The 20,839-nt window shown below is 44.3% G+C and carries 26 protein-coding genes; 17 read left to right on the forward strand and 9 right to left on the reverse strand.

Annotated elements, in window-relative coordinates; translation table 11 throughout:
- Positions 1–34: 34 nt before the first annotated feature.
- The gene (locus BLD48_RS02495; RefSeq protein ID WP_014970843.1) at positions 35–826 is read right to left on the reverse strand and encodes a DsbA family protein; all 792 of its coding nucleotides are present in this window, start codon (positions 824–826) and stop codon (positions 35–37) included.
- Positions 827–917: 91 nt separating this feature from the next.
- The gene (locus tag BLD48_RS02500; RefSeq protein WP_236629921.1) at positions 918–1,493 is read right to left on the reverse strand and encodes a CYTH domain-containing protein; all 576 of its coding nucleotides are present in this window, start codon (positions 1,491–1,493) and stop codon (positions 918–920) included.
- 105 nt (positions 1,494–1,598) lie between these two features.
- Here BLD48_RS02500 and yjbM point away from each other — a divergent pair, with 105 nt between their 5' ends.
- From yjbM to BLD48_RS02515, 3 genes are read left to right on the forward strand one after another with little or no spacing between them, the layout of a single operon-like run.
- Entirely contained in the window at positions 1,599–2,249 is a 651-nt protein-coding gene (gene yjbM, locus BLD48_RS02505; RefSeq protein WP_071499086.1) for a GTP diphosphokinase, read from the forward strand.
- Positions 2,250–2,259: 10 nt separating this feature from the next.
- Complete coding sequence (locus BLD48_RS02510; protein ID WP_014970840.1) at positions 2,260–3,063, forward strand: NAD kinase; 804 nt, start codon at positions 2,260–2,262, stop codon at positions 3,061–3,063.
- Between the two features lie 17 nt (positions 3,064–3,080).
- Entirely contained in the window at positions 3,081–3,959 is an 879-nt protein-coding gene (locus BLD48_RS02515) for an RluA family pseudouridine synthase (protein ID WP_071498825.1), read from the forward strand.
- A 43-nt stretch (positions 3,960–4,002) separates the two neighbouring features.
- On the opposite strand, the gene BLD48_RS02520 is transcribed toward BLD48_RS02515, so the two are convergent.
- Positions 4,003–5,172, reverse strand: a complete 1,170-nt coding sequence (locus BLD48_RS02520) for an FtsW/RodA/SpoVE family cell cycle protein (protein WP_071498826.1) — start codon at positions 5,170–5,172, stop codon at positions 4,003–4,005.
- 144 nt (positions 5,173–5,316) lie between these two features.
- Here BLD48_RS02520 and fabI point away from each other — a divergent pair, with 144 nt between their 5' ends.
- Positions 5,317–6,090, forward strand: coding sequence for an enoyl-ACP reductase FabI (fabI, locus tag BLD48_RS02525; RefSeq protein ID WP_071498827.1), 774 nt, complete (start codon positions 5,317–5,319; stop codon positions 6,088–6,090).
- A 131-nt stretch (positions 6,091–6,221) separates the two neighbouring features.
- Positions 6,222–6,425 (forward strand): hypothetical protein, encoded by a 204-nt coding sequence (locus BLD48_RS02530; protein WP_071498828.1) that lies wholly within the window; start codon positions 6,222–6,224, stop codon positions 6,423–6,425.
- Positions 6,426–6,427: 2 nt separating this feature from the next.
- Here the strand turns inward: BLD48_RS02530 and BLD48_RS02535 are convergent, their stop codons facing one another.
- Complete coding sequence (locus tag BLD48_RS02535; RefSeq protein ID WP_071498829.1) at positions 6,428–6,940, reverse strand: YjcG family protein; 513 nt, start codon at positions 6,938–6,940, stop codon at positions 6,428–6,430.
- Positions 6,941–7,085: 145 nt separating this feature from the next.
- Here BLD48_RS02535 and BLD48_RS02540 point away from each other — a divergent pair, with 145 nt between their 5' ends.
- From BLD48_RS02540 to BLD48_RS02550, 3 genes are read left to right on the forward strand one after another with little or no spacing between them, the layout of a single operon-like run.
- Positions 7,086–7,631: a phosphatidylglycerophosphatase A family protein gene (locus BLD48_RS02540; protein WP_071498830.1), complete on the forward strand. Its 546-nt coding sequence runs from the start codon at positions 7,086–7,088 to the stop codon at positions 7,629–7,631.
- On the forward strand, positions 7,632–8,264 hold the full coding sequence (locus tag BLD48_RS02545; RefSeq protein WP_071498831.1) for a phosphatase PAP2 family protein: 633 nt from the start codon (positions 7,632–7,634) through the stop codon (positions 8,262–8,264).
- Positions 8,251–8,757 carry an HAD family hydrolase gene (locus BLD48_RS02550; RefSeq protein ID WP_071498832.1) on the forward strand — a complete coding sequence of 169 codons (507 nt, stop codon included), beginning with the start codon at positions 8,251–8,253 and terminating at the stop codon, positions 8,755–8,757. Before BLD48_RS02545 ends, BLD48_RS02550 begins: the two co-directional genes overlap by 14 nt.
- Before the next feature lie 57 nt (positions 8,758–8,814).
- On the opposite strand, the gene BLD48_RS02555 is transcribed toward BLD48_RS02550, so the two are convergent.
- From BLD48_RS02555 to BLD48_RS02570, 4 genes are all read right to left on the reverse strand, one after another.
- Positions 8,815–9,687 carry a DegV family protein gene (locus BLD48_RS02555; RefSeq protein WP_071498833.1) on the reverse strand — a complete coding sequence of 291 codons (873 nt, stop codon included), beginning with the start codon at positions 9,685–9,687 and terminating at the stop codon, positions 8,815–8,817.
- A 64-nt stretch (positions 9,688–9,751) separates the two neighbouring features.
- Positions 9,752–11,077 carry a branched-chain amino acid transport system II carrier protein gene (brnQ, locus tag BLD48_RS02560; RefSeq protein ID WP_071498834.1) on the reverse strand — a complete coding sequence of 442 codons (1,326 nt, stop codon included), beginning with the start codon at positions 11,075–11,077 and terminating at the stop codon, positions 9,752–9,754.
- Positions 11,078–11,365: 288 nt separating this feature from the next.
- Positions 11,366–11,659 (reverse strand): hypothetical protein, encoded by a 294-nt coding sequence (locus BLD48_RS02565; RefSeq protein ID WP_071498835.1) that lies wholly within the window; start codon positions 11,657–11,659, stop codon positions 11,366–11,368.
- Positions 11,660–11,910: 251 nt separating this feature from the next.
- Positions 11,911–12,642, reverse strand: coding sequence for a hypothetical protein (locus tag BLD48_RS02570; RefSeq protein WP_071498836.1), 732 nt, complete (start codon positions 12,640–12,642; stop codon positions 11,911–11,913).
- Between the two features lie 121 nt (positions 12,643–12,763).
- On the opposite strand from BLD48_RS02570, the gene BLD48_RS02575 reads away from it, so the two are divergent.
- The 9 genes from BLD48_RS02575 to BLD48_RS02615 all read left to right on the forward strand — a co-directional run bounded on the left by BLD48_RS02575 (position 12,764) and on the right by BLD48_RS02615 (position 20,422).
- Entirely contained in the window at positions 12,764–13,321 is a 558-nt protein-coding gene (locus BLD48_RS02575) for a GNAT family N-acetyltransferase (RefSeq protein ID WP_071498837.1), read from the forward strand.
- An 8-nt stretch (positions 13,322–13,329) separates the two neighbouring features.
- On the forward strand, positions 13,330–14,046 hold the full coding sequence (locus BLD48_RS02580; protein ID WP_071498838.1) for an alpha/beta fold hydrolase: 717 nt from the start codon (positions 13,330–13,332) through the stop codon (positions 14,044–14,046).
- A 197-nt stretch (positions 14,047–14,243) separates the two neighbouring features.
- A complete protein-coding gene (tnpA, locus tag BLD48_RS02585) occupies positions 14,244–14,642 on the forward strand; it encodes an IS200/IS605 family transposase (protein ID WP_071498839.1) in 399 nt (132 codons plus the stop codon).
- Positions 14,643–14,647: 5 nt separating this feature from the next.
- Positions 14,648–15,739 carry an IS200/IS605 family element RNA-guided endonuclease TnpB gene (tnpB, locus tag BLD48_RS02590; protein WP_071498840.1) on the forward strand — a complete coding sequence of 364 codons (1,092 nt, stop codon included), beginning with the start codon at positions 14,648–14,650 and terminating at the stop codon, positions 15,737–15,739.
- A gap of 199 nt (positions 15,740–15,938) precedes the next feature.
- The gene (locus tag BLD48_RS02595; protein WP_071498841.1) at positions 15,939–17,030 is read left to right on the forward strand and encodes a virulence factor; all 1,092 of its coding nucleotides are present in this window, start codon (positions 15,939–15,941) and stop codon (positions 17,028–17,030) included.
- 357 nt (positions 17,031–17,387) lie between these two features.
- Positions 17,388–17,600: a hypothetical protein gene (locus tag BLD48_RS02600; RefSeq protein WP_071498842.1), complete on the forward strand. Its 213-nt coding sequence runs from the start codon at positions 17,388–17,390 to the stop codon at positions 17,598–17,600.
- A gap of 95 nt (positions 17,601–17,695) precedes the next feature.
- Positions 17,696–18,169 (forward strand): BsuPI-related putative proteinase inhibitor, encoded by a 474-nt coding sequence (locus BLD48_RS02605; protein ID WP_071498843.1) that lies wholly within the window; start codon positions 17,696–17,698, stop codon positions 18,167–18,169.
- Between the two features lie 34 nt (positions 18,170–18,203).
- Complete coding sequence (gene nadE / locus BLD48_RS02610) at positions 18,204–19,019, forward strand: ammonia-dependent NAD(+) synthetase (RefSeq protein WP_071498844.1); 816 nt, start codon at positions 18,204–18,206, stop codon at positions 19,017–19,019.
- Positions 19,020–19,126: 107 nt separating this feature from the next.
- Positions 19,127–20,422, forward strand: coding sequence for a protoporphyrinogen/coproporphyrinogen oxidase (locus BLD48_RS02615; RefSeq protein ID WP_161487687.1), 1,296 nt, complete (start codon positions 19,127–19,129; stop codon positions 20,420–20,422).
- Here BLD48_RS02615 and BLD48_RS02620 read toward each other — a convergent pair.
- Positions 20,416–20,808 carry a disulfide bond formation protein B gene (locus tag BLD48_RS02620; protein WP_071498846.1) on the reverse strand — a complete coding sequence of 131 codons (393 nt, stop codon included), beginning with the start codon at positions 20,806–20,808 and terminating at the stop codon, positions 20,416–20,418. The two genes, BLD48_RS02615 and BLD48_RS02620, sit on opposite strands and share 7 nt — an antisense overlap.
- Between the last annotated feature and the right edge of the window lie 31 nt (positions 20,809–20,839).

Consider the following 20,839-nt stretch of genomic DNA (forward strand, 5'->3'; position numbering starts at 1 on the left):
CGCGATTTCTGATCGCGGAAACGGTTTTTTTAGGTTAAGCATGGGCGGAGTCTTTTAAATGACGCCATACTTTACCATCACAGTACGTGAGGGAGACACATTTTTGCTGAAGCATTAATTTTTTTAACTCATGTTCCACTTGAGCTTCTGTTGCATCATAAATGAAGGCAATTTCAGAAGTTGTTGCTGTATCATACCGTCTCAAGAACTGTTCGAGAGGAGGTTTTGCCTGCTTCTCAAACGGTTGTTCTAACAATTCATTCAGAATCGATACATAAATCAAATATTCATAATGGCCTTCCGCCTTAATCGCTTCCTCATCCCCAACAAAAGCAAGTGTCGGGAGAATACGTACATCCCAATCCGTAACGAGCTCCGTTTCTTTTTCGAGCATCAATTGGATGGTATCTGATTCGATGTCACGATGGAATTCCGCTAAATCCAGACCAAATTCGGTTAAGGCTTCCGCTAAACGCATCAGAGAGGCGCGTGAATAGGCACTTTCACCTTCGACATTATGCAACATACGTAACCGACGCATGAAACGCATGCCGAATGTTTTTCCTTGTAACTCAATCGCTTTTAAAATCAACAGTGGTGACATGTCACATGCTGATCGTGAAGGGGCACAAGGAATCGTCGCGATCGTCCGAAGACGGAATAAATGACCGTATTCTAATTCTAATTTCTTGAGAACGGGAATCAACCGTAAACCATCCGTTTGTGTGACGTCTAGAAAATGATAAATTTCTAGCGGTTTCGTCGGTTGTTGAATTGATGGTTCGTCCAATGAACAATATGATCCGTTGCATTGTTCGTGTTCCATCCGTTCACCCCTTTTCTATTAATATCGTTACCCTATTTTAGCAACGAAAAAAAAGAAAGAGCAAAGGTTTTGCTTGTACATTTCTACACGATTAACGTGAAAGCGCTTTAAGGTCCATGAAACGGACGATTTTATTTTTGGTTTCACGCGTAGGAATCCCATTTGATTCAAGCAATTCATGAAAAGCTTGTTTGCCTGCCGTATAATCGGTTACTTCAAATTCAAGTTCATAATCGGTCACGCCTAAGTAGCGGCTTTTATCTAAGACGAGCAGTCCAGTGTCGAGTTGTTTCTCGAACCGCTCTGTTTCTAAACGACCTAAATGTTCAAGGGAAGTCGTCAAATTAAATTTCTCTAATTGTTGTTTCATTGCACTCGAGTGGATGAGACCATATTGAAATAGATCCTCAGCCTCTGTTTCAGACAACGTCACGTGGGTTTCGAGTAATCCATCGTCTTTCGGTTCTTTTAAGGTCAAGACGAGACCTGATTTTTTTTCACGGATACGTAATGCCGCACCATGGCTTCGAAGTTCGAATGTCGGGGTATCAAAATAATCATTTGCCTGCCAAACGGATGATCCAGATGTGCTGTATCGCTCCATCAACTGGTGGTATTCCGTTTCGACTAATAGATTTTTAAATTCAATTTCCATTTCTTGTCTCATTTGTGACCACACCTTTCTAGTTGAATGCTTGAAAATATGATACCATGAATGGTGTAGTGGAACGAATCGAACTAACAATTTAGACTAAAAGTGGTGACAATGACGATGACAAAAGAAAATTGGGACTTATTTCTCGCACCTTATCAAATCGCAGTGGATGAACTGAAAGTAAAATTAAAAGCCATTCGAAAACAATTTCAACAACGTGGGGAACATTCACCGATTGAATTTGTCACAGGACGTGTCAAACCTGTAAAAAGCATCTTACAAAAAGCGGAACGAAAAGCAATTGATATCGAGCTACTAGAACAAGATATGCAAGATATCGCCGGTCTACGCATCATGTGCCAATTCGTAGATGATATCATCCATGTCTTAGAATTGTTGCGTTCACGGGGCGACTTCAAGATCGTCGAAGAACGAAACTATATAACACAAAAAAAAGAAAGTGGGTATCGTTCATACCACATCATCATCGCCTATCCGGTCCAAACGATCGAAGGAGAAATTCCGACGCTCGTCGAGATTCAAATCCGGACACTCGCGATGAATTTTTGGGCGACGATCGAACACTCGCTAAACTATAAGTACCAAGGCAATATTCCGGAAGAAACAAGAGAACGGTTGCGGCGCGCAGCTGAAGCAGCTTTTTTACTTGATGCGGAGATGAGCCAACTGAAGGTTGAGATACAAGATGCTCAAGTCGTCTTACACGAGCGTCAAGCAAGCGAAGCAAAGAATCGATCAAAAGAGTAGGAGGATGACGATGCGTTTTGCGGTTACGGCGCGGGGCGATGAACGTTCCCATATGCTAAAAGAACAGTTGGAACAGGCGTTAATTGAACGGGGAAGTCATCGAGACACCGTTACTCCGGAAATCGTCATCTCAATCGGTGGGGATGGGACGATGTTACAAGCCTTTCATTCTTATTTAGATCAAGTCGAAGAGATCACACTTGTCGGGATCCATACCGGTCATCTTGGTTTTTACGCCGACTGGCGACCGGAAGAAATGGACGAATTGATTCAACACATTGCAGCGAACAACATTGCAACTGTCGAATACCCATTACTTGAACTATCGATTGACTATGCTGACGGATCAACGAATAAATTGTTGGCATTGAACGAGTGTACGATCAAAAGCTTTAATCAGACGCTTGTTTGTGATTTATCGATTCGTGGGGAGTATTTTGAAACGTTTCGGGGAGACGGTCTATGTATTTCCACACCGTCCGGCTCAACGGCATATAATAAAGCATTAGGTGGGGCAATCGTTCACCCGGCACTCGAGGCGATTCAAATTACGGAGATGGCATCGATCAATAACCGGGTGTATCGAACGATTGGTTCCCCGATGTTGTTGCCGAAACATCATGATGTCGAAATCCGACCAGTCAATCCGATTGATTTTCAATTGACGTATGATCATTATGCGTCGATCGTCCATCAAAACGTCACATCGATTCGTTGTCGGGTCTCCGATAAAAAAGTAAAATTTGCACGATTCCGCTCGTTCCCATTTTGGCAACGGGTACGTGAATCATTTTTAGAAGAAGATGGAAGTTAACTAAACGGGGTAACGTTATGGCATTTCAATTAGAAGAACAAGTCACAAAGCAGCAAGACGGGTGGAGTGTCGGTCATTTTTGTACGACCCGCCTGCATATTTCGCGAAAGATGCTTGTTTCGATCAAGCATCATGGTGAGATACTACGAAATGGCGAACATGTCATCGTCAATGAAATCGTTCATGCGGGAGACCGGATTCACGTCCGATTTCCAGAGGAAGCTCCGGCATCCGACATGCACGCGACAAGCGGGGAACTAGAGATTTTGTTCGAAGATGATTGGCTCCTGATCGTCAATAAACCACCGGGCATGGCATCGATACCGTCACGCCTTCATCCGGAACGGTCACTTTCGAATTTTGTACTTGGGTATTATCAACAACATCAGATACCGTACGCGATTCATATCGTCAATCGATTGGACCGGGACACGAGTGGACTGGTCGTCTTTGCAAAACATGCGCTTGCCCATCATCAATTAAGTAAGATGCAACAAACGGGTTTACTTGACCGACGTTACATCGCGTTGATCGAAGGACAAATCACGCCGCAAACGATTAATCTTCCAATCGGACAAACCGATCACTCGTTCATGGAGCGAATGGTTCGAGAAGATGGTCAGCATGCCGTCACGCATATCTTAACAAGTGAACCACTGTCTGCCTTTTCCCGTGAATTGTCTCAACTGACCATCAAACTCGAGACAGGGAGAACCCATCAAATTCGTGTCCATCTGGCGGCTCTTGGTCATCCGTTAGTCGGCGATACGATGTACAAAGGAACACCCTTGATTCCACGGCAAGCCTTACACAGTGCGTCAGCGTCGTTTCCCCATCCGAGAACAGGAGAGGTAATGCGGTTTGAAGCCCCTTTACCGGATGATTTACGTCTGTAAACGAAAAAGAGTGGATTCCAATTTCGGAATCCACTCTTTTGATTTAATCTTCATCAAACATCGAGATACGAGATTGAGAAGCAATCGCCATAATCAGACCAAGTCCAACTAAGTTGACGATCATCGTGGATCCTCCGTAACTGATGAAAGGAAGTGGCAAACCGGTAATCGGTAACACGCCCATCGTCATCCCGATGTTTTGGAAAATCTGGAATGTAAACATCGCGACATACCCGGTCACGATATACGTACCAAACGGATCGGCTGTTTCGAGTGCGATTTGAATCAACCGGTAGATGAATAAGAACAGGATGATCAAGACGACAGCGGCTCCGATGAATCCATAGTGGGCCGAGATGGCCGTGAAGATAAAGTCCGTGTGCAGTTCTGGTACGGAAACTTGTAGTTTCCCATATCCGACACCAAACATCTGTCCCGAACCGATGGCATTAATCGACTGAACGAGTTGGTAGGAAAGGTCATCTGCATACTCAAACGGTTGTAACCAAGCCATGATGCGGTTCATGGCGTGTCCAGGGAAAAATGTTGCGAGTAAATCATTTTGGAAATAAAACAGATAAAAGAAGCCGACGATCGCCACGGCAAACAAACCGAACATACTAAGTAACCATTTCCAGTTTAATCCGGACAGTAACATCGCGCAGGCTAAGATAACGCACAAAATCAAGCCGATTCCTAGATCGGGTTGAATGATGATCAACGCTAACGGAAGCAAGGTGATCGCGACCATCTTGATCAGCAGTAATAAATCACGTTCATGCTGGACGTAACGGGCATTGTGTTCCGAGATGACCGCAGCTAGCGTAACGATCAGGAAAAACTTCATGAATTCAGCCGGCTGAACGGTTCCGATGACCGGAAACTGATACCAGCCATACGCTCCTTTGATGTTTGCGACTAAAGGAGTACCACGTAAGACGACGAGACCGATCAAGGAGACGATCCCAGCACCGTATAAGTACCAGTGAAAACGCTTCAGTTGCTCATAATCAATGAGGATGACAACGGAAAGTGCGATGAAGCCGATCACGTACCATTGAATTTGTTTTGCGGTAAAGTTGATTTCACTAATCGCTCCTTGCAAAAACGGCTGAGCGGTGTAGATCGCCAGAACGCTGATGACCATCAAACAACCGAGCAAAAAAAGCAATGTGTTATCATAACGTTGTGTAAATGATTTAAAACGGTTCATTCCATCCCTACTTTCTGTCTCTTTCTATATTACCGTAATTTATCAAAATCGCAATATCAAGAGCGATGGTTGACAGAAGCGTTACGTTTTTGTAACCTAGACATAGGTGTTATTACCAGGTACTAATTTAAGGGGGAACTCATAATGAATATTTATCCTTCACTTGAGGGGAAGACGTATGTTGTAATGGGTGTCATCAATCAACGATCAATCGCGTGGGGAATCGCACGTGCTCTTGATGCAGCAGGGGCAAGCCTTGCATTTACGTACGTCGGAGAGCGCTTCAAGGCACCACTCGAAAAGTTAGGTCAAGAACTTTCACGACCGGCTACTTACTATACATGTGATGTCACGAGTGATGAAGAAATCGAACAGGTCTTCCAGACGATTCATGCGGATCACGGGCAGATTTCCGGGATTGCACATTCGATTGCGTTTGCAGACAAAGAAGCCTTACGCGGCGAATTTTCATCTGTCACACGCGAACAGTTTGCACAAGCTCTTGATATCTCAGCGTTTAGTTTGACAGCTGTCGTCAAAGCGGCAAAAGACTTTTTCACGGAAGATGCGTCGGTCATCACGTTGACATATCTTGGTGGTGAAAAGATGGTTCCGAATTATAACGTCATGGGTGTCGCTAAAGCAGCGCTTGATGCGAGTGTTCGTTACTTAGCAGCAGAGTACGGGAAACAAGGCGTTCGTGTCAATGCGATTTCAGCTGGTCCGATTCGGACGGTTTCTGCAAAAGGAGTCGGTGATTTCAATTCGATTCTTGAGAGCATCGAAGAACGTGCACCTCTTCATCGAAACGTCACAACAGAGCAGATCGGTCAAAGTGGATTGTTCTTACTTTCGCAAATGTCGAGTGGTGTGACAGGTGAAATTCTTCACGTCGATAGCGGATTCCATATCCTATAATAAGATCGAACTCACTCTAAAATCTTAACTTATCAGCTAAAGCCAAGGGAAACCTTGGTTTTTTTGTTTTTCTTGAAGATATTTTGGGAATAAGACAATAACAAGCTGAAGATGAAGGGGAGGGAAGTCATATGTATCAAGTGGATTTTACGGTTGTACAATATGTAAATCGTCAAGTCAGAGTCGATTTGGAGCGGAAAACAGAACCGGTCGCTCGCATCAACCCAATCAAATATGTGGAACCACATCATGAGGAATTAGAAGAACAAGCAAATGCGTATGGCGTATTGCCTGAATTAAAACTTCCCGGTCGCAAGTTCGACCGGGAAGTTTGATGTTATTGACCTGTAAATCGGAACGTTTCGTACACACTCCATGAACCGTTTTCCAGTTCATAAAGCAGAGCCATCTTGGTGACATCTTCTTGGAAACGGATATCTTCCATTTTCAATCGTTCGAGAACATCAAATAATTCGACGTCGGATAAGTCTTGACCGATTGTGATGTGAGGCAAGAAATCGTATTTTGGTGTATGCGCGAGATCACCAGCATGTAGTGCCCGGTGAAGTTGTTCCAGCTCATCCGTCGGCATGACTTTTAAAAATAAGACATTATTCGTTGGATGGAAAGAACGTGCTCCTTGGATATGAAGGGAGACTGGTTTTGTTTGCGAAGCTACCTCATTGAGTGCAGCAACAATCGTTTCGAGCTCGGCATCGTCGACACTGATCCGCTCCCGCATCGTAATGTGTGGTGTGATTAACGCATACTTGGAATCGTACCGTTTCCGGTATGAGTTCGCAAAATCTTGAATCTGTTTCGATGGAAACAAAACTACCCCGATGTTCATCGAAAATCCCCTACTTTCCCCTGAAATGATAACGCTTTACAGGATAATCATGACTGATTATCTGCGTGATGTCAAAGAAGTTTGAGGAGAGTGTAGGAATCCGTGTATACTTGTGAAGAACTTTGTCAGAGAGGTGGATTTGGTCATGAAAAAAAAAGCACATTCAAAGGAAGTCAAACAAGCAGCGATTGATAAACTGCATGAACGAGGGGTGACGATTCATGCGATTGCTGAAATCGTCTACCAGATGCAGGCTCCGTATACGATTGAATTAACACTTGAAACATGTGTCAGTTCTGTCGAACGTGTTCTTGAGAAACGTGAACTCCAACATGCAATCCTCGTAGGAGCGGAACTGGACATCTTAGCGGAAAAAGGGTTGTTATCTGAACCTCTTCTATCGATCATCCGCAGTGATGAAGGACTGTTTGGCGTAGATGAGACGATTGCAATCGGTGCCGTCAACACGTACGGATCAATCGCCGTGACGACGTTTGGATATCTGGATAAAGCAAAAATCGGTATCATCAAAGAACTGGATACAAAAGTGGATGACGGTCGAGTCAACACGTTCATGGACGATATCGTCGCTGCGATTGCTGCGAATGCGTCCGGACGACTGGCACACCGACTGCGTGACAAGGAAGACTACTCGGCAGAAGAGCTGGAACAGCGAAAGGGCACGTACTAAATGAAATTAAATCAGCATGCGTTAGTTCTTTCTGGAATCGCATTTGTCATCTTCATCAGTATTGCAATTTCGATTCGGTTGACCGGCTATTTTTTATTTGACGCCCAGTTATCAAACATAATGTCCAAACAAGTCCCGGCGGATTATGTGAGTTGGTTCACCCAGTTAGGATCAGGGGTTGGAGCAGTGACCGTCACATTAATCTTGACGCTGATCAGTTACTACCTCTGGCGCGACCGGATCGGAAGTATCTGGTACGTGTTGTCATTTGCAGCAGTAGCCGTGTTGAACCAAGTGGCGAAAGTAATCTTTGTCCGAGACCGCCCTTCACTTAATGAACTGGTCGGAGGAGTGGGATACAGTTTTCCGAGCGGTCATTCATCGATGGCATTTGCCGTATACGGTGGTTTTCTCATACTCAGTTGGCGCTTTTTAAATCGCGCCGGAAAAATCATACTAGGTACAGTATTAAGTGTGTTGATTCTTGCGATGGGTGCGTCACGAATCATTCTGAACGTACATTATTTCTCAGATGTCGTCGGTGGATTCTGTTTTGCGGCGTTTATACTAGGTTTATCTTATGCGTTTATCTCGTCTCGACGTAAAAAGGGGCACCCATATGTTACTAATTGATATCGATCACAGTTTATTAATCGATGAGAAAACGATGAAAACACTATCCGTACCGACGCTATTGGTGGAACGAATCGGTCAAGAAAAACGATTTATGACGATGCGAACACATCTACGATTAAAACGACTCGTTGAAAAAAACTATCTGATTCCGTTCACATGCCGGTCGTTTGACGAATTCCGACACCTTGAACTGTTTCAGATTGATGCTAAACCGAAATGGGCAATCCTTGAAAGCGGTACCCTCTTATTAAAAGAAGGAAAACCCGATAAACGCTATACGAACTGGTTGCGCCAACAGCAACAAACAGCCTCCTTGGATACCACGTTAAGTTATCTAGAGGAAGTTGAACAGATAGCATGGTCTGTCTACCCGGCGGAAGTCTGGGGCCCACGCATGAAGCAATCGTATCAGCCGATTGAACAGACAACCGATGAAGCTGGCATGCTTGACGAAGTGTTTAGACAATCTCAAGCGGAAACGGATGCTTAAGAAAAACAACAAAATCCCCCTTGACCAGTCAATTCTGACGGTAGAGGGGGATTTTCATTACAACGAAACAGGAATGTCATCAAACCAAAAGACACCAACTGTTTCCGATCCAGCATGAGTCAAAATAGAAGGACCAAATTGTGTGATTTCAATGGAGAGGTGTGGCAGCTTCGACTGAATCGTGTCCCGCAGCTGTTCAGCGGCAGACAAGGCGAGTGTATGACCGATATAAAGCGTCTGTTTGTATAAACCGGATCGTTCCACTTGTGTGACGATTTCTGATGTCATTTCATGAAAGGCTTTTTTGATAGAGCGAACCTTCTTGAAAGGAACAAGTTTACCGACTTCGTCGAACTTGACAATCGGCTTGATGTTCAACATATTTGCCAGCAAAAACTGGCTGCTCGAGACACGACCACTTCGGCGCATCGTCTCCATGTTACCGATGATCAAATAGAAATGGGACTGATGCTTGAATTGATCCAAAACAGCCATCACTTCTTCTGGTCGTTTACCGGCTTGAGCTAATTGCATCGAAATACGTAACATTTCTTGTTGATTGGCACCACCTGTATAAGAATCAACCGCATACAGTTTAAATCCGACGGCATCTGCAGCGGCGACAGAACTAGCATATGTCCCGCTTAAGCCACTTGTGATGTGTACTGCATAGGCATAATCATAACCTTCAGCCTGCAGGCGTTCGTAAAGTTCGACTAACTCACCAAAAGAAGGTTGTGAAGTGGTTGGGACAACGGAAGAATCTTGACGCATCTTTGCATCAAGTTGTTCGACTGAAAGATCAACGTATTCACGATAGGATTCTCCATTGATGATGATTAACGTTGGTACTACGTGGATTCCGATTTTTTCTGCTTCCCCGGGTGGGAAAAAAGCCATACTATCGGTAATCCAAGCGATCTTATCCATTAAAGCGACGCCTCCAGTAAAAAATCATTTTGTTTATCATACCATAGCGATGAAAGCGGCATCACTAGCCAATACGTTTTTCAGGAATCGAATGACTAGAAACGTGTCCAATCGATGAACTGATAGCAAATGTAATTAAAGCGGGCAAAAGCCAAGCTAAATTTTGTTCAGTCAACGGAAAAATTTTGTAGACATTAATCAAGATACCCGGTAAGACCTTTAAAGAAGTTAAGGCGCTCACTAACGAAAACAACGCAGTCACGAATAAAGTCGTTTGGTAAACGAGTGATGTTTTTTTTAAGAATGAGCGGACGAACGTTAATCCGATCAAGACGATGACGATTGGATAAAGGAACATCAATACAGGGATTGCGATGGTGAGTAACGTGTTAAGACCGAAAATCGAGATCGTAAAGCCTGACACGGTCGTAATGGTTCCGGTGACGGGGAGCGAAAGTCGACTTGAGAATGACATCAAGTATTCAGAAAAAGCGGTGACAAGACCCACGGATGTCGTCAGACAGGCGAGTAAAATGGCGATTCCTAAAATAATCAGGCCAATCGTCCCAAACGTATTATCGGCATATTGTTGCAACAAAGACGGACCATCGACAGACCCGACGGCACCAAAACTGTTTCGACCGATGAATCCGAGTCCGGTGTAGACAAGAGTCAGTGATACGGCAGCAATTAAACCAGCTCTTGTGACTGTCTTCAACTGAGCCGTCCGATGTTTCAGACCACGCGCGTGTAACGTATGCAAGATAATCACTCCGAACACGAGTGCTCCTAAGGCGTCAAGCGTCAAATATCCTTGCAGGAATCCTTGGATAAAGGCGTCTGTAAAACTAGCATAGCCCGGTGCCGGTCGTTGAACAGTAGACAAAGGGTTTATGATACTGCTAATACTTAGCGTGGCAAGTGCGATAAGCAACAAAGGTGTGATGAACCGGCCGATGATATCAAGCAACTTGCCGGGTTTCAGGACAAGGTATAACGTCACTAAAAAGAAGAGCGAAGAAGAAACCATTAAACTCGTCTGGCTTGGTCCACTTAAAAACGGGACGACACCGAGCTCGTAGGTGACGACAGAAGTCCGTGGAATTCCGAAAAACGGACCGATGGCGACATACAGCGCAAATGTCAATAAAGCGCCGACGAATTTAGGCAACGGATTTGCAAGTGTACTGATCCCACCGCCGACCCAGGCGACGGCAATTAATCCGACTAACGGCAATCCGACACCAGTGACGATAAAACCGAGCATGGCTGGTAAAAATTGTGTGCCCGCTAAGGCACCAAGCTCAGGAGGGAAAATTAAGTTACCGGCACCAAAAAATAAAGCGAAAATCATGAATCCTAAAGCAAAAATATCTTTTCGGTTCAACATATATGTTACCTCCTGTTTTTCAATAATCTCATCCAAATATACCACTTGCTAAAAAGTGATGAAAGAATTTTTAGAATATTCATTTCTTTAAGGAGCTACTTTTTCATGGAGGGTCGTCAATTCTTTTACTGTTAATTTTGCAAGACTATCATGACGTAGACGATTCCTCAACAGGTGCCGTCTATTTTGCCATACAAAAACGCCCTCTTCAAGCCAGAGTCTCCTGACTTATGAAGAGGACGGACGCAACAAATCAATTGACGCATGGTAAACTAGAGGAACAAGTATTTAGCTAGATGCCATGAAACGACCTTTCTTTTGTCGTCTCAATTTATGGAGTAGCCAAGCGTGAACGACTTCGCACGATTGACGAGGGAGGGTCAGTTCCACTAAAGGTTCCTGTTGCTGACCACGGATAATGAATAATCCTGTTTCTTCATCAATTGGTGAAATAGTCATTGAGCTCGCTTCATTCAAGGACACTTTCAGTTCGCCTGTCGCGGCATCCTTTAACTTCAGAATGTTTCCGTTCGTCGCAAACTTGGTGAATGAACCGATTCCGTTCACTTTTAACTGATCCATGCTAAATTCCTCCTTCGGTTAATGCATTGCTGAAATAAATCGTAAGAAAAACCGTTCCAACTTCTAACTTCCAAAAGGTTAATCTCATTATAACGAAGTCTGCTCAAGATGCCAGCTTTAATTTATGTGAAAATTCGAATGATTCGGTAATGTTATTGTCATGTAAACGATTGGACAAAAAATGAGGCGGAGCTCTCTTCAGAAAAATATGAAAAAAGCATCTTGTCATGGAGCGACGAAGATGCAAAGGGTCATTGTAACTCAAAAATCCAGTTTTTTTTACGGTGAATCAGTTCACCACGTTTTACAATCGATTCTTTATTTGTATCAAGATCTTCTTTTAAGACCGTCATATCTTCATATCTTCCGGCGACATAAACGGGAATGGTGATTTGTCGCGTGAACACAGACTGTTTAACGTTCGCAAAATCAATCAAAACGCCTTCATGCAGCAGATGACGAAGGTTGATGATGATTTCGGCAGTGAGAGGAGAAGCAGACAGAACACGGAATTCTCGTCGGATTTTTCGTTGGATTAGTAAAGAGAGAACATGTTCGATCGTAGACCAGTCTTTTAAGTAAACCGTTGCTTGCATGCTGTCTTGTTCGCTGAAATAGGCCCACTCGTTTCCGACGGATGCCAGGAACGGACTAGGCATACCACGTTTCATATGCATTAAAAATAGCAGTTCCGCGATTTCGACGTCTGTTAATGTGTCGAGTGAATGTGAAGAACGGATATCGATGGTACTCAAAGGAGAGCGTTCGACATCGCTCGATTGGGCAAACTGTTCGACTTCGTGCCCTTCGACATAATGAAAAGCAGTTCGGAAAGATTGTTTAGCGGATTTGAAGGCCGCTCCCGAAACGAGTAGCGGACGTTTTGAGTCGATAGACAGGGTAAAGTCAGAAAACGAAACACCGGACATCGTCAATCGGTGGTTTTCCGCATCTTCATACAAGTAGAGCAGTGAACTAGACATGATAGGAAACTTCCTTCCTTGATAAGTAACTTCATTATTTCAATAGTAGCAAAACTTCTATAGAGCGAAAAGGATATTTCCCTTTGAAAACGGGCATAATATAAAAAAGAGGTGATAGGGTATGTGGGGATTACGAAAACCATTCCCGGAACTGAAAACAGAACGTTTTATTTTAAGAGAGTTAGAAAACAGGGATGCGCGCGATTTATTTAAAATCTTATCAGATGATGACGTGATGTATTATTATGGATCCGATCCATTAGTCACCGTATACGAAGCCAAAAACGTCATCAGTTATTTTAAAGAACAGTTTACGCAAGGTAAGGCGATCCGATGGGCAATCGCCGATCAGGAGACCAATCAATTAGTAGGGACGATTGGGTTTCACAATTGGTTGACCCAATACCATCGTGCAGAAATTGGATTTGAGGTTAGCCAAGAGTATTGGCAACAAGGGGTAGCTTCTGAAGCAGCTCGTGCCGTGCTGACACATGGATTCGAAGATTTCGCCTTGCACCGAATCAGCGCCCTCGTCGCACCTGAAAATATTGCATCCAATGCACTCGTCCAAAAGTTAGGATTTCAAGCAGAAGGACTGCTTGAAGACTACGCGTACAGTCACGGACGGTTCATGGATTTAACGATTTACCGCATGCTTGCATCGGAATGGAAGGGATGACTAGTTGAATGTCAAAAAAAACACTTGTCTTATTACACGGATTTGCTGGAGGAACTGATTATTTTAACCGAGTCGAAGCACGACTTCGCTTATCGTTTGATGTGCTTGTACTCGCATTACCGGGACACGAAGGGGAATCGGTTGGACCAGATACGATCGAAGGGTTTGCGACATGGGTGATGAAAGACTTGGAACGAAGAGGGATTGAGCAACCAATCTTAATCGGGCATTCGTTTGGTGGATACATCGTCGCGTCGATTGTCGAGATGTATGCTGAAAAACTATCTGGTTTTGGTTTAGTCTACTCGACCGCAAAAGCAGATACGGAAGAAGCAAAACAAAAACGAAATCAAAACATCAACCGGGTGTCAGGTATCGGTGTTCGTGAATTCGTTGACGGTTTAGTACCTGGGCTGTTCGCAGAAGATGCGGACCCAATGATTATCTCGGAAGCAAAAGAGATCGGTTACATGATGACTGTCGAAGGGGCAATCCGGGCGTTAGCTGCGATGCGGGATCGAAAAGATTTAACAGATACGTTGCGTCAAACGAAGGTCCGTGGTGTGATCGTTCATGGTACAAACGATCCCTTGATTTCCGAAGCAAGTGCCTTTGCCCCTCAAAGTGATCGGATTATGTTCCGTTCGACAAGTAGCAGTCATATGGGGATGCTGGAAACACCGGACGCTTTTTGTGACATCGTCGAAGAGGCGTTTGCTCAATAAACCTCTTTTTAAACGTACAGTCAAACGTTCACCGAAGGGTGGGCGTTATCTTTTTTAACTAAATTTAGCGAGAATTCTCCCACCTCTAAGCGTACCGGGGCGAAGCCAAGCGTAGGTGGGAGATGAATCGCTCGTCTTGGCAAGACTGCAATCATTTGATAAAATCAGTGTGACTAACCAAAAGGACTGATATATCAATGAAAATGGACACAAATAAACATTCAGTCTTCCTTCTGAATTATCACCTTGTCCTAGTAGTGAAATACAGACGTAAAGTGATCGATGACGCCATCTCGGAGTTCGCGAAACAGACGTTCGAACGAATCGGCGCGTCGTATCATATCACGCTGAACGAGTGGCATCATGACGGCGATCATATCCATGTGCTGTTCAAAGCACACCCGAACACGGAGATGTCAAAGTTTCTGAACGCTTACAAGAGTGCAAGCAGTCGACTGATCAAACGAGACTTTCCGCATGTCAAGAAACAACTATGGAAAGAAATGTTCTGGTCTCGAAATTACTGTCTAGTGACGACCGGAGGTGCGACAATCGACGTCATCAGACACTATATCGAAAAACAAGGAAAGGAGTGATTGCTTTGCTGAAGGCGTACAAGTTTCGACTCTATCCGACGAAACCACAACAAGAATATTTCGTGAAGACGTTCGGTTGTGTCCGTTTCGTCTACAATAAGATGCTCGAAGAGCGGATCCGATTGTATGAAGATTCGAAGCTCAATCCTGACGCGAAGCAGAAGCTCCCAACCCCAGCAAAGTACAAGCCTGAATTCCCTTTCCTAAAAGAAGTCGACAGTCTTTCTCTTGCGAACGCTCAGATGGACTTAAACAGGGCGTATCACAACTTTTTTCGAAATCAGTCTGTCGGGTTTCCGAAATTCAAATCGAAGCACAACGACCGTGCATCTTACACAACAAACAATCTAAAGGGTAGCATCCGTATCGAAGATCGTAAGGTGAAACTTCCTAAAATCGGTTTTGTGAAGTTGAAGCAACATCGTCCGTTCGAGGGTGTGATCAAGTCCGCGACGGTCTCGATGACGAAGACCCGGAAATTCTTCATCTCTATCCTTGTCGATCAAGCCGAAGAGCAGTGGGTTCCAGCCAAGAATAAAGTAGGAATCGACCTTGGTTTGGAGCATTTCGCCATCCTGACGAATGATGAGTGGGTTTCTGAGAAGGTTGACAATCCTCGTTTCCTTCGAAAGTCCGAAGAGAAGATAAAGAAGGCGCAACGCGCCTTGTCCCGCAAGAAAATCGGGAGTAAGAACCGAGAGAAGGCGAGGAGGATCCTCGCCAAGAAGCATGAAAAGATTGCAAATCAACGTAAAGATTTTCTTCATAAGCTGTCGAAACGGATCGTTGACGATAACCAAGTCCTCGTCGTCGAGACGCTCAAGTCGAAGAACATGATGAAGAATCATAAGATCGCCAAATCGATTGGAGATGTCAGTTGGTATGAGTTAGTCCGACAGTTAGAATACAAATGCACATTCTATGGACGAACACTTATCAAAGCGGATCAATGGTTCGCCTCTACTCAAATCTGTTCTTCTTGTGGAGTAAAAGGCGAGAAGAAAACGATCGATGTACGCGAATGGACGTGTACTTGCGGCGCTCATCATGACAGAGATATTAATGCGAGTATCAACTTGTTGCTGTTAGCAGACTGAAAACCCTTCAGGGTGGGAACCACCCGATGAGCTTGGTAAATAACCGTAGCTAGTAAAAGTACGATCTTCCCAAGAAGCTCCCACTTCAATTTGTGAAGCAAATAAGTGGTGAGTAGTTCACGAAACCTCGCAGCGTAGAAAAGCGTTTACGTTGCAATTTGAAGTGAATTTCTGAATGATGAATGGGGGAGGGATCAAGATGAAGATTATAGCAATCGAACCAACACCAAGTCCAAACAATATGAAAGTGATCGTCGATGAGACATTTTCTGAAAAGGGCCAAACATTTGAACATACGTTTGGAGCGCCAGAGCATATCGCAAAGTTACTGGACATACCAGGCATCAAATCGGTCTACCAGGTGAGCGACTTTTTAGCCGTCGAACGTTTTCCGAAATACGACTGGCGAACACTTGTCATTGAGATTCGTCGTGCCTTTGGCGAAGTACTCAGCGATGTCGAACAACATGAAACGGATGCAGCGTTTGAACCGGTTCATTTATTCGTCCAGTTTATTTTAGGTGTCCCGATGCAACTGAAAGGGGTCAAAGGTCTGGAAGAAAAACGACATGGTTTACCTGAACGATTCCGTGAAGCGGCTTTATTTGTTCAACCCTATGTCAAAAACGTCATCAGCGATCGTCGGTGGGTAGAGCAAGCACCACGCTATGGGGATTTAGATGACAGTTTAGCGGAAGTCGCTCAAGAAATTGAAGTGGCTTACCCTCAGGAGCGAATTGAACGCTTAAAAACGATTGCTTCAGGAGAAGAAGTGACGTTTGATGGGGAAACGTTAACTTCAGCTGATTGGAAACAACGATTTGCAGCGTTGGATGAGTTACCAATTGATCTGAAATGGGTGCCTGCCTACGCTAAAATGCTCCAGGATGAAAAAATGCAAATCAGAAGACAGGCTGTCGTCAAGCTCGGGATGTTTGAAGAGAGTCGACTTGAGTTATTAGAATACATCACGAATGCGTTACACGATCCGTCAAGTAGTGTGCGCCGAACGGCTGGAGATACGATTTCCGACTGGGCGTTACCTGAAGCGGAACCAATGATGATTGAGGCGCTGACTGATAAAAACAAATTAGTGCGTTGGCGAGCAGCACGCTTTTTATTTGATGTTGGGACAGAACAATCGATTCCACGATTAACGGAAGCGGTTCAAGATCGTGAATATGAAGTGGCGCTACAAGCTGAATTGGCTTTGGCTCGAATCGAGAGTGGGGAAGAAGCACTAGGGACGGTGTGGCAACAAATGAATCGAATGACCGGTGAAGGTTCATGAGAACTTGAAAAAAAGAGCGTAAGAAGAACCATTCGACAAAATAACACATAGGTTGTCTAGGTATATTTTCCCTGTCGATTAAGATAATTGGAAAAAAATGAATATTATTTTGTAATGGTTTTGAAATGGAATTGAAATATGTTGATAAACCGCCAATTTTAAGATGTATGTGCCAACTAATTGAATGTGTAAAAAAATGGTTGTATCTTTTGTAATAAAGTTTTGACACGAAATGTCGAACGAGAATTTCCTGATGTTTTTACCGGTTTGATAAAGTGAAATCACAATAACTGATTCGATTTCAAACAGCTATTTTGGTTTGACTGACATCTGACATAACAAAGGAGATTCGGGGATATGATACTTTTTGCTGAAACAGATTTAGCGGTAGGATACAAAGAACGGACGGCGACAGGTGTATTCGTGACGATCGAAACAATGGACAGTCGGACGATCACACTTGTCGCACCAGCTACTGCGACGGACGCGATTTGCGACGAATTGTTCGTGACGGGGATCGAACAATTGTTTTCCATGACAAAAGCGAATGTAACGATTCCAGTTGCCTAACGTAGGAAGCAAAGAGGTAGGATAAGGTCAAACCTTATCCTACCTCTTTTTTGTGCTAAAATCGGCAGTAGAAGAAGTAGAAAGGGGGCGTTGTTTTGAAATGGATCACCCGGTTATCCTGTTTATGTATACTGACATTGATCATGGTCGGCTGCAGTCAGCAAGAACAACAGAAGCAGCCTGGACAAACGACAAAAAGCGATGTTTTGGAGCAACCAGTTGAAATCACGGTATCTGCAAAGCAAACGAAGCCGACAGTAGTGGAAGCAATCGTGTTGTTGAAGAATCCTAACGATGAGAACCTGACAATAACGTTTCCGACATCCCAACGATTTGAATTGATCGTCAAAGATGACAACGAAAAAGTTTTGTATACGTTCTCAGAAGAACAGGTATTTACCCAAGCGATTGAACAGGAACGTTTTGAAGCACTGGGGACGAGGCGTTACGAAGTAAGCATTGAACTTCCGGCTTCAAGTAATCCAGAAAAAATCGAGGTCTCAACGATTCGACAGGTGGAAGGTGCGGCTGCATCGGTTACGACGGGTCAAAATGAAATTGTAAAATAAGTTAAGCCAAACGCTGAAGGAGAGTGACGGTTTCATGCAACAGGAGATCATTCAAGTGACTGGAGTCAAATCGGTCATCATGGCTGAAGACGAAATTAAACAACGGATTCAATTTTTAAAAGAGTATCTTGTGCACACGGGAGCAAAAGGGTTTGTGCTCGGGATTTCAGGTGGACAAGATTCATCATTAGCAGGACGTTTATGCCAGCTCGCGATCGAAGAGTTACGAGATGAGACGGAGCGAGACTATCAGTTTTATGCCGTCCGCCTGCCTCACGGTCAACAGCAGGATGAATCCGATGCGCAACTCGCTTTATCGTTCATTCGACCGGATCACGCATTGCGTGTCGATATCAAACCAGCCGTCGCTGCCTCGATGGCTTCATTCGAACAAGCAACTGGTCAGGTTCTGTCGGATTTCAGTAAAGGAAATACAAAAGCTCGTGAACGGATGAAGGCACAGTATGATTTAGCAGCACACTTCGGTTGTTTAGTCGTCGGGACGGATCATGCAGCAGAATTCGTGACCGGATTCTATACGAAACATGGAGATGGTGCCTGCGACTTGACGCCATTGACAGGATTGAATAAACGGCAAGGAAAACAGTTGCTACGTCATTTAAAAGCACCTGACGGATTGATTGAGAAAGTGCCGACAGCTGATTTGGAGGACGATCAACCAGGATTGCCGGATGAACAAGCTTTAGGGATGACATACGATGAAATTGATGATTATTTGGAAGGTAAGCAGATTTCAGCGGAAAGCCAAGCTAAATTAGAAGCACAATATAAACGTGTAGGTCATAAACATCATATGCCTGTTTCACCGCTCGACACATGGTGGAAATAAGTCACATCACGTAAGAAACGATAGCATCTGCTGTCGTTTTTTTCGTCTAAAATCGGGAAAAGGACTACAAGATCAGACAACTGTTGAGAAAGTCGGAGGTGAAGGACGTGGAGACGATTGCTGTTGTCGGTGGAGGGTTAGCAGGTTTATCAGTTGCAGCGTTACTTGCGCGTCAAGGAAAACAGGTCCATCTGTATGATGCCGGTCTACTGGGCGGGCGGGCAACCTCACAAGTCATCAAAGGTTTTACGTTCAATTACGGAGCCCATGCCATTTATGGGCGTGACCAGTCCATCCTACGGACGATCATCAAGACGTTGAAGCTGGAGATCACATGGCTCGATTTTTCTTCGACCAAAGCGAAATATGAATTCGCAGGTCATCTGACGGCGGCGCCTGCGAATGCAATCGGACTATTAAAAACAGAAGTCATCGGTGGGACGGATAAACTCCGATTTACATGGGAGGTCGTCAAAACGGTGTTGCATCTCGAGCGGGGAACACCAGATGTATCGATTGGTCAATGGTTGGCTCAAGAAAACGTAGAAGCGGACGTCTCGCGTCTGATGCTTGACTTAGCTTCAAGTAATTTCTTTACGACAGAACCGGAAAATATTCCTTCAGTCGTTTATTTTGATTATTACCGGAAACTATTTCGGACGCGAAAACCGGTTTCATACATTGCTGGGGGGTGGCAAGTACTGATTACTGAGCTGGAACGTGTGTTACAAGAAAATGAGGGGACGATCCATCGAAAAACAAAAATTACTGCGATTGAAGAAATTGAGCAACGTTATCTGTTGCGTGATCGAAAAAAAGACGAGTGGACTGCTGATCGGGTCATATTCGCCCTTCCGCCTCGCGATATGCGGAAATTGGCATTACCGGCGCCGATTCAGTCCTTCATCGAACCGTTCGCCTATTATGAACCGGTCGAAGTATTGGTCTATGATGTTGGTCTCAGTCCTTATATCCAAACACCATTTTCATATGTCTATGACCGGACGCATCAACTATTCGTAACGGATTTATCCCACTATGATCCAAGCATTGCACCGAAAAACGGACAAGTTTTACAAGTGGTTGCTTATTTGGCGCATCAGTATGTCGGGAATCCAGACTATCTCGCAAAAAAAGTGAAACAGATTCATCGTTTGCTGGATCAACATTATCCGGGATGGCGCGATCAGTTAACCGTCGAGCGAACAATGAAGCGGGCCATCGTACAAGAAATCAAATGGAAGATGGGACAAATCGCTTTACCTTGTTTTATGAACGAAGGCACTGGAGGGACGATTACTTTCGTCGGAGACTGGTGTGAGGGAGAAGGTCAATTATCGGAGTTATCCTTTTCGAGCGCCTATACCGTGGCGACCGCATGGGAACAAAAAAACGCTCATTGAGCGTTTTTTTGTTGGGGATAAAAGGCGAGGATGACAAGTAGCGTAAATGCCACCAGACTCATCATCGGAATCGTCAAGAACCCAAAATAATTGACCCATTTAATCAGACACCCATTCGTACAGAGGGCTTCTCCGTCCGGCAAACGTTCCAATATGACGTGATAGGCCGCAACCGCAAAACCAAGTAACGTATACAAGCGGATGAAAAAGGCATCGACTGGTCGGTTGCGGAACAACGAAACGAGTAAATAGATGGCCGTCGTATACATGAACAATCGTTGCCACCAACACAACGGACAGGGAATGAAACCTCGAATCTCACTAAAATATAGACTCCCGAGAGTCGCGATCGTTGAGACGATTAACATAAAATGATAGCGTGACATATGTACCTTCCTCTCTAACGTGTTAAACTAA

This window comes from Exiguobacterium sp. KRL4 (genome assembly GCF_001870785.1).
Classification (GTDB): domain Bacteria; phylum Bacillota; class Bacilli; order Exiguobacteriales; family Exiguobacteriaceae; genus Exiguobacterium_A.

What these genes read in the sequence shown, in the direction of transcription:
- BLD48_RS02495 (WP_014970843.1), bottom strand. Translation starts at nt 826, where the DNA reads ATGGAACACGAACAATGCAACGGATCATATTGTTCATTGGACGAACCA.
- BLD48_RS02500 (WP_236629921.1), bottom strand. Translation starts at nt 1,493, where the DNA reads ATGAGACAAGAAATGGAAATTGAATTTAAAAATCTATTAGTCGAAACG.
- yjbM (WP_071499086.1), top strand. Translation starts at nt 1,599, where the DNA reads ATGACAAAAGAAAATTGGGACTTATTTCTCGCACCTTATCAAATCGCA.
- BLD48_RS02510 (WP_014970840.1), top strand. Translation starts at nt 2,260, where the DNA reads ATGCGTTTTGCGGTTACGGCGCGGGGCGATGAACGTTCCCATATGCTA.
- BLD48_RS02515 (WP_071498825.1), top strand. Translation starts at nt 3,081, where the DNA reads ATGGCATTTCAATTAGAAGAACAAGTCACAAAGCAGCAAGACGGGTGG.
- BLD48_RS02520 (WP_071498826.1), bottom strand. Translation starts at nt 5,172, where the DNA reads ATGAACCGTTTTAAATCATTTACACAACGTTATGATAACACATTGCTT.
- fabI (WP_071498827.1), top strand. Translation starts at nt 5,317, where the DNA reads ATGAATATTTATCCTTCACTTGAGGGGAAGACGTATGTTGTAATGGGT.
- BLD48_RS02530 (WP_071498828.1), top strand. Translation starts at nt 6,222, where the DNA reads ATGTATCAAGTGGATTTTACGGTTGTACAATATGTAAATCGTCAAGTC.
- BLD48_RS02535 (WP_071498829.1), bottom strand. Translation starts at nt 6,940, where the DNA reads ATGAACATCGGGGTAGTTTTGTTTCCATCGAAACAGATTCAAGATTTT.
- BLD48_RS02540 (WP_071498830.1), top strand. Translation starts at nt 7,086, where the DNA reads ATGAAAAAAAAAGCACATTCAAAGGAAGTCAAACAAGCAGCGATTGAT.
- BLD48_RS02545 (WP_071498831.1), top strand. Translation starts at nt 7,632, where the DNA reads ATGAAATTAAATCAGCATGCGTTAGTTCTTTCTGGAATCGCATTTGTC.
- BLD48_RS02550 (WP_071498832.1), top strand. Translation starts at nt 8,251, where the DNA reads ATGTTACTAATTGATATCGATCACAGTTTATTAATCGATGAGAAAACG.
- BLD48_RS02555 (WP_071498833.1), bottom strand. Translation starts at nt 9,687, where the DNA reads ATGGATAAGATCGCTTGGATTACCGATAGTATGGCTTTTTTCCCACCC.
- brnQ (WP_071498834.1), bottom strand. Translation starts at nt 11,077, where the DNA reads ATGTTGAACCGAAAAGATATTTTTGCTTTAGGATTCATGATTTTCGCT.
- BLD48_RS02565 (WP_071498835.1), bottom strand. Translation starts at nt 11,659, where the DNA reads ATGGATCAGTTAAAAGTGAACGGAATCGGTTCATTCACCAAGTTTGCG.
- BLD48_RS02570 (WP_071498836.1), bottom strand. Translation starts at nt 12,642, where the DNA reads ATGTCTAGTTCACTGCTCTACTTGTATGAAGATGCGGAAAACCACCGA.
- BLD48_RS02575 (WP_071498837.1), top strand. Translation starts at nt 12,764, where the DNA reads ATGTGGGGATTACGAAAACCATTCCCGGAACTGAAAACAGAACGTTTT.
- BLD48_RS02580 (WP_071498838.1), top strand. Translation starts at nt 13,330, where the DNA reads ATGTCAAAAAAAACACTTGTCTTATTACACGGATTTGCTGGAGGAACT.
- tnpA (WP_071498839.1), top strand. Translation starts at nt 14,244, where the DNA reads ATGAAAATGGACACAAATAAACATTCAGTCTTCCTTCTGAATTATCAC.
- BLD48_RS02595 (WP_071498841.1), top strand. Translation starts at nt 15,939, where the DNA reads ATGAAGATTATAGCAATCGAACCAACACCAAGTCCAAACAATATGAAA.
- BLD48_RS02600 (WP_071498842.1), top strand. Translation starts at nt 17,388, where the DNA reads ATGATACTTTTTGCTGAAACAGATTTAGCGGTAGGATACAAAGAACGG.
- nadE (WP_071498844.1), top strand. Translation starts at nt 18,204, where the DNA reads ATGCAACAGGAGATCATTCAAGTGACTGGAGTCAAATCGGTCATCATG.
- BLD48_RS02620 (WP_071498846.1), bottom strand. Translation starts at nt 20,808, where the DNA reads ATGTCACGCTATCATTTTATGTTAATCGTCTCAACGATCGCGACTCTC.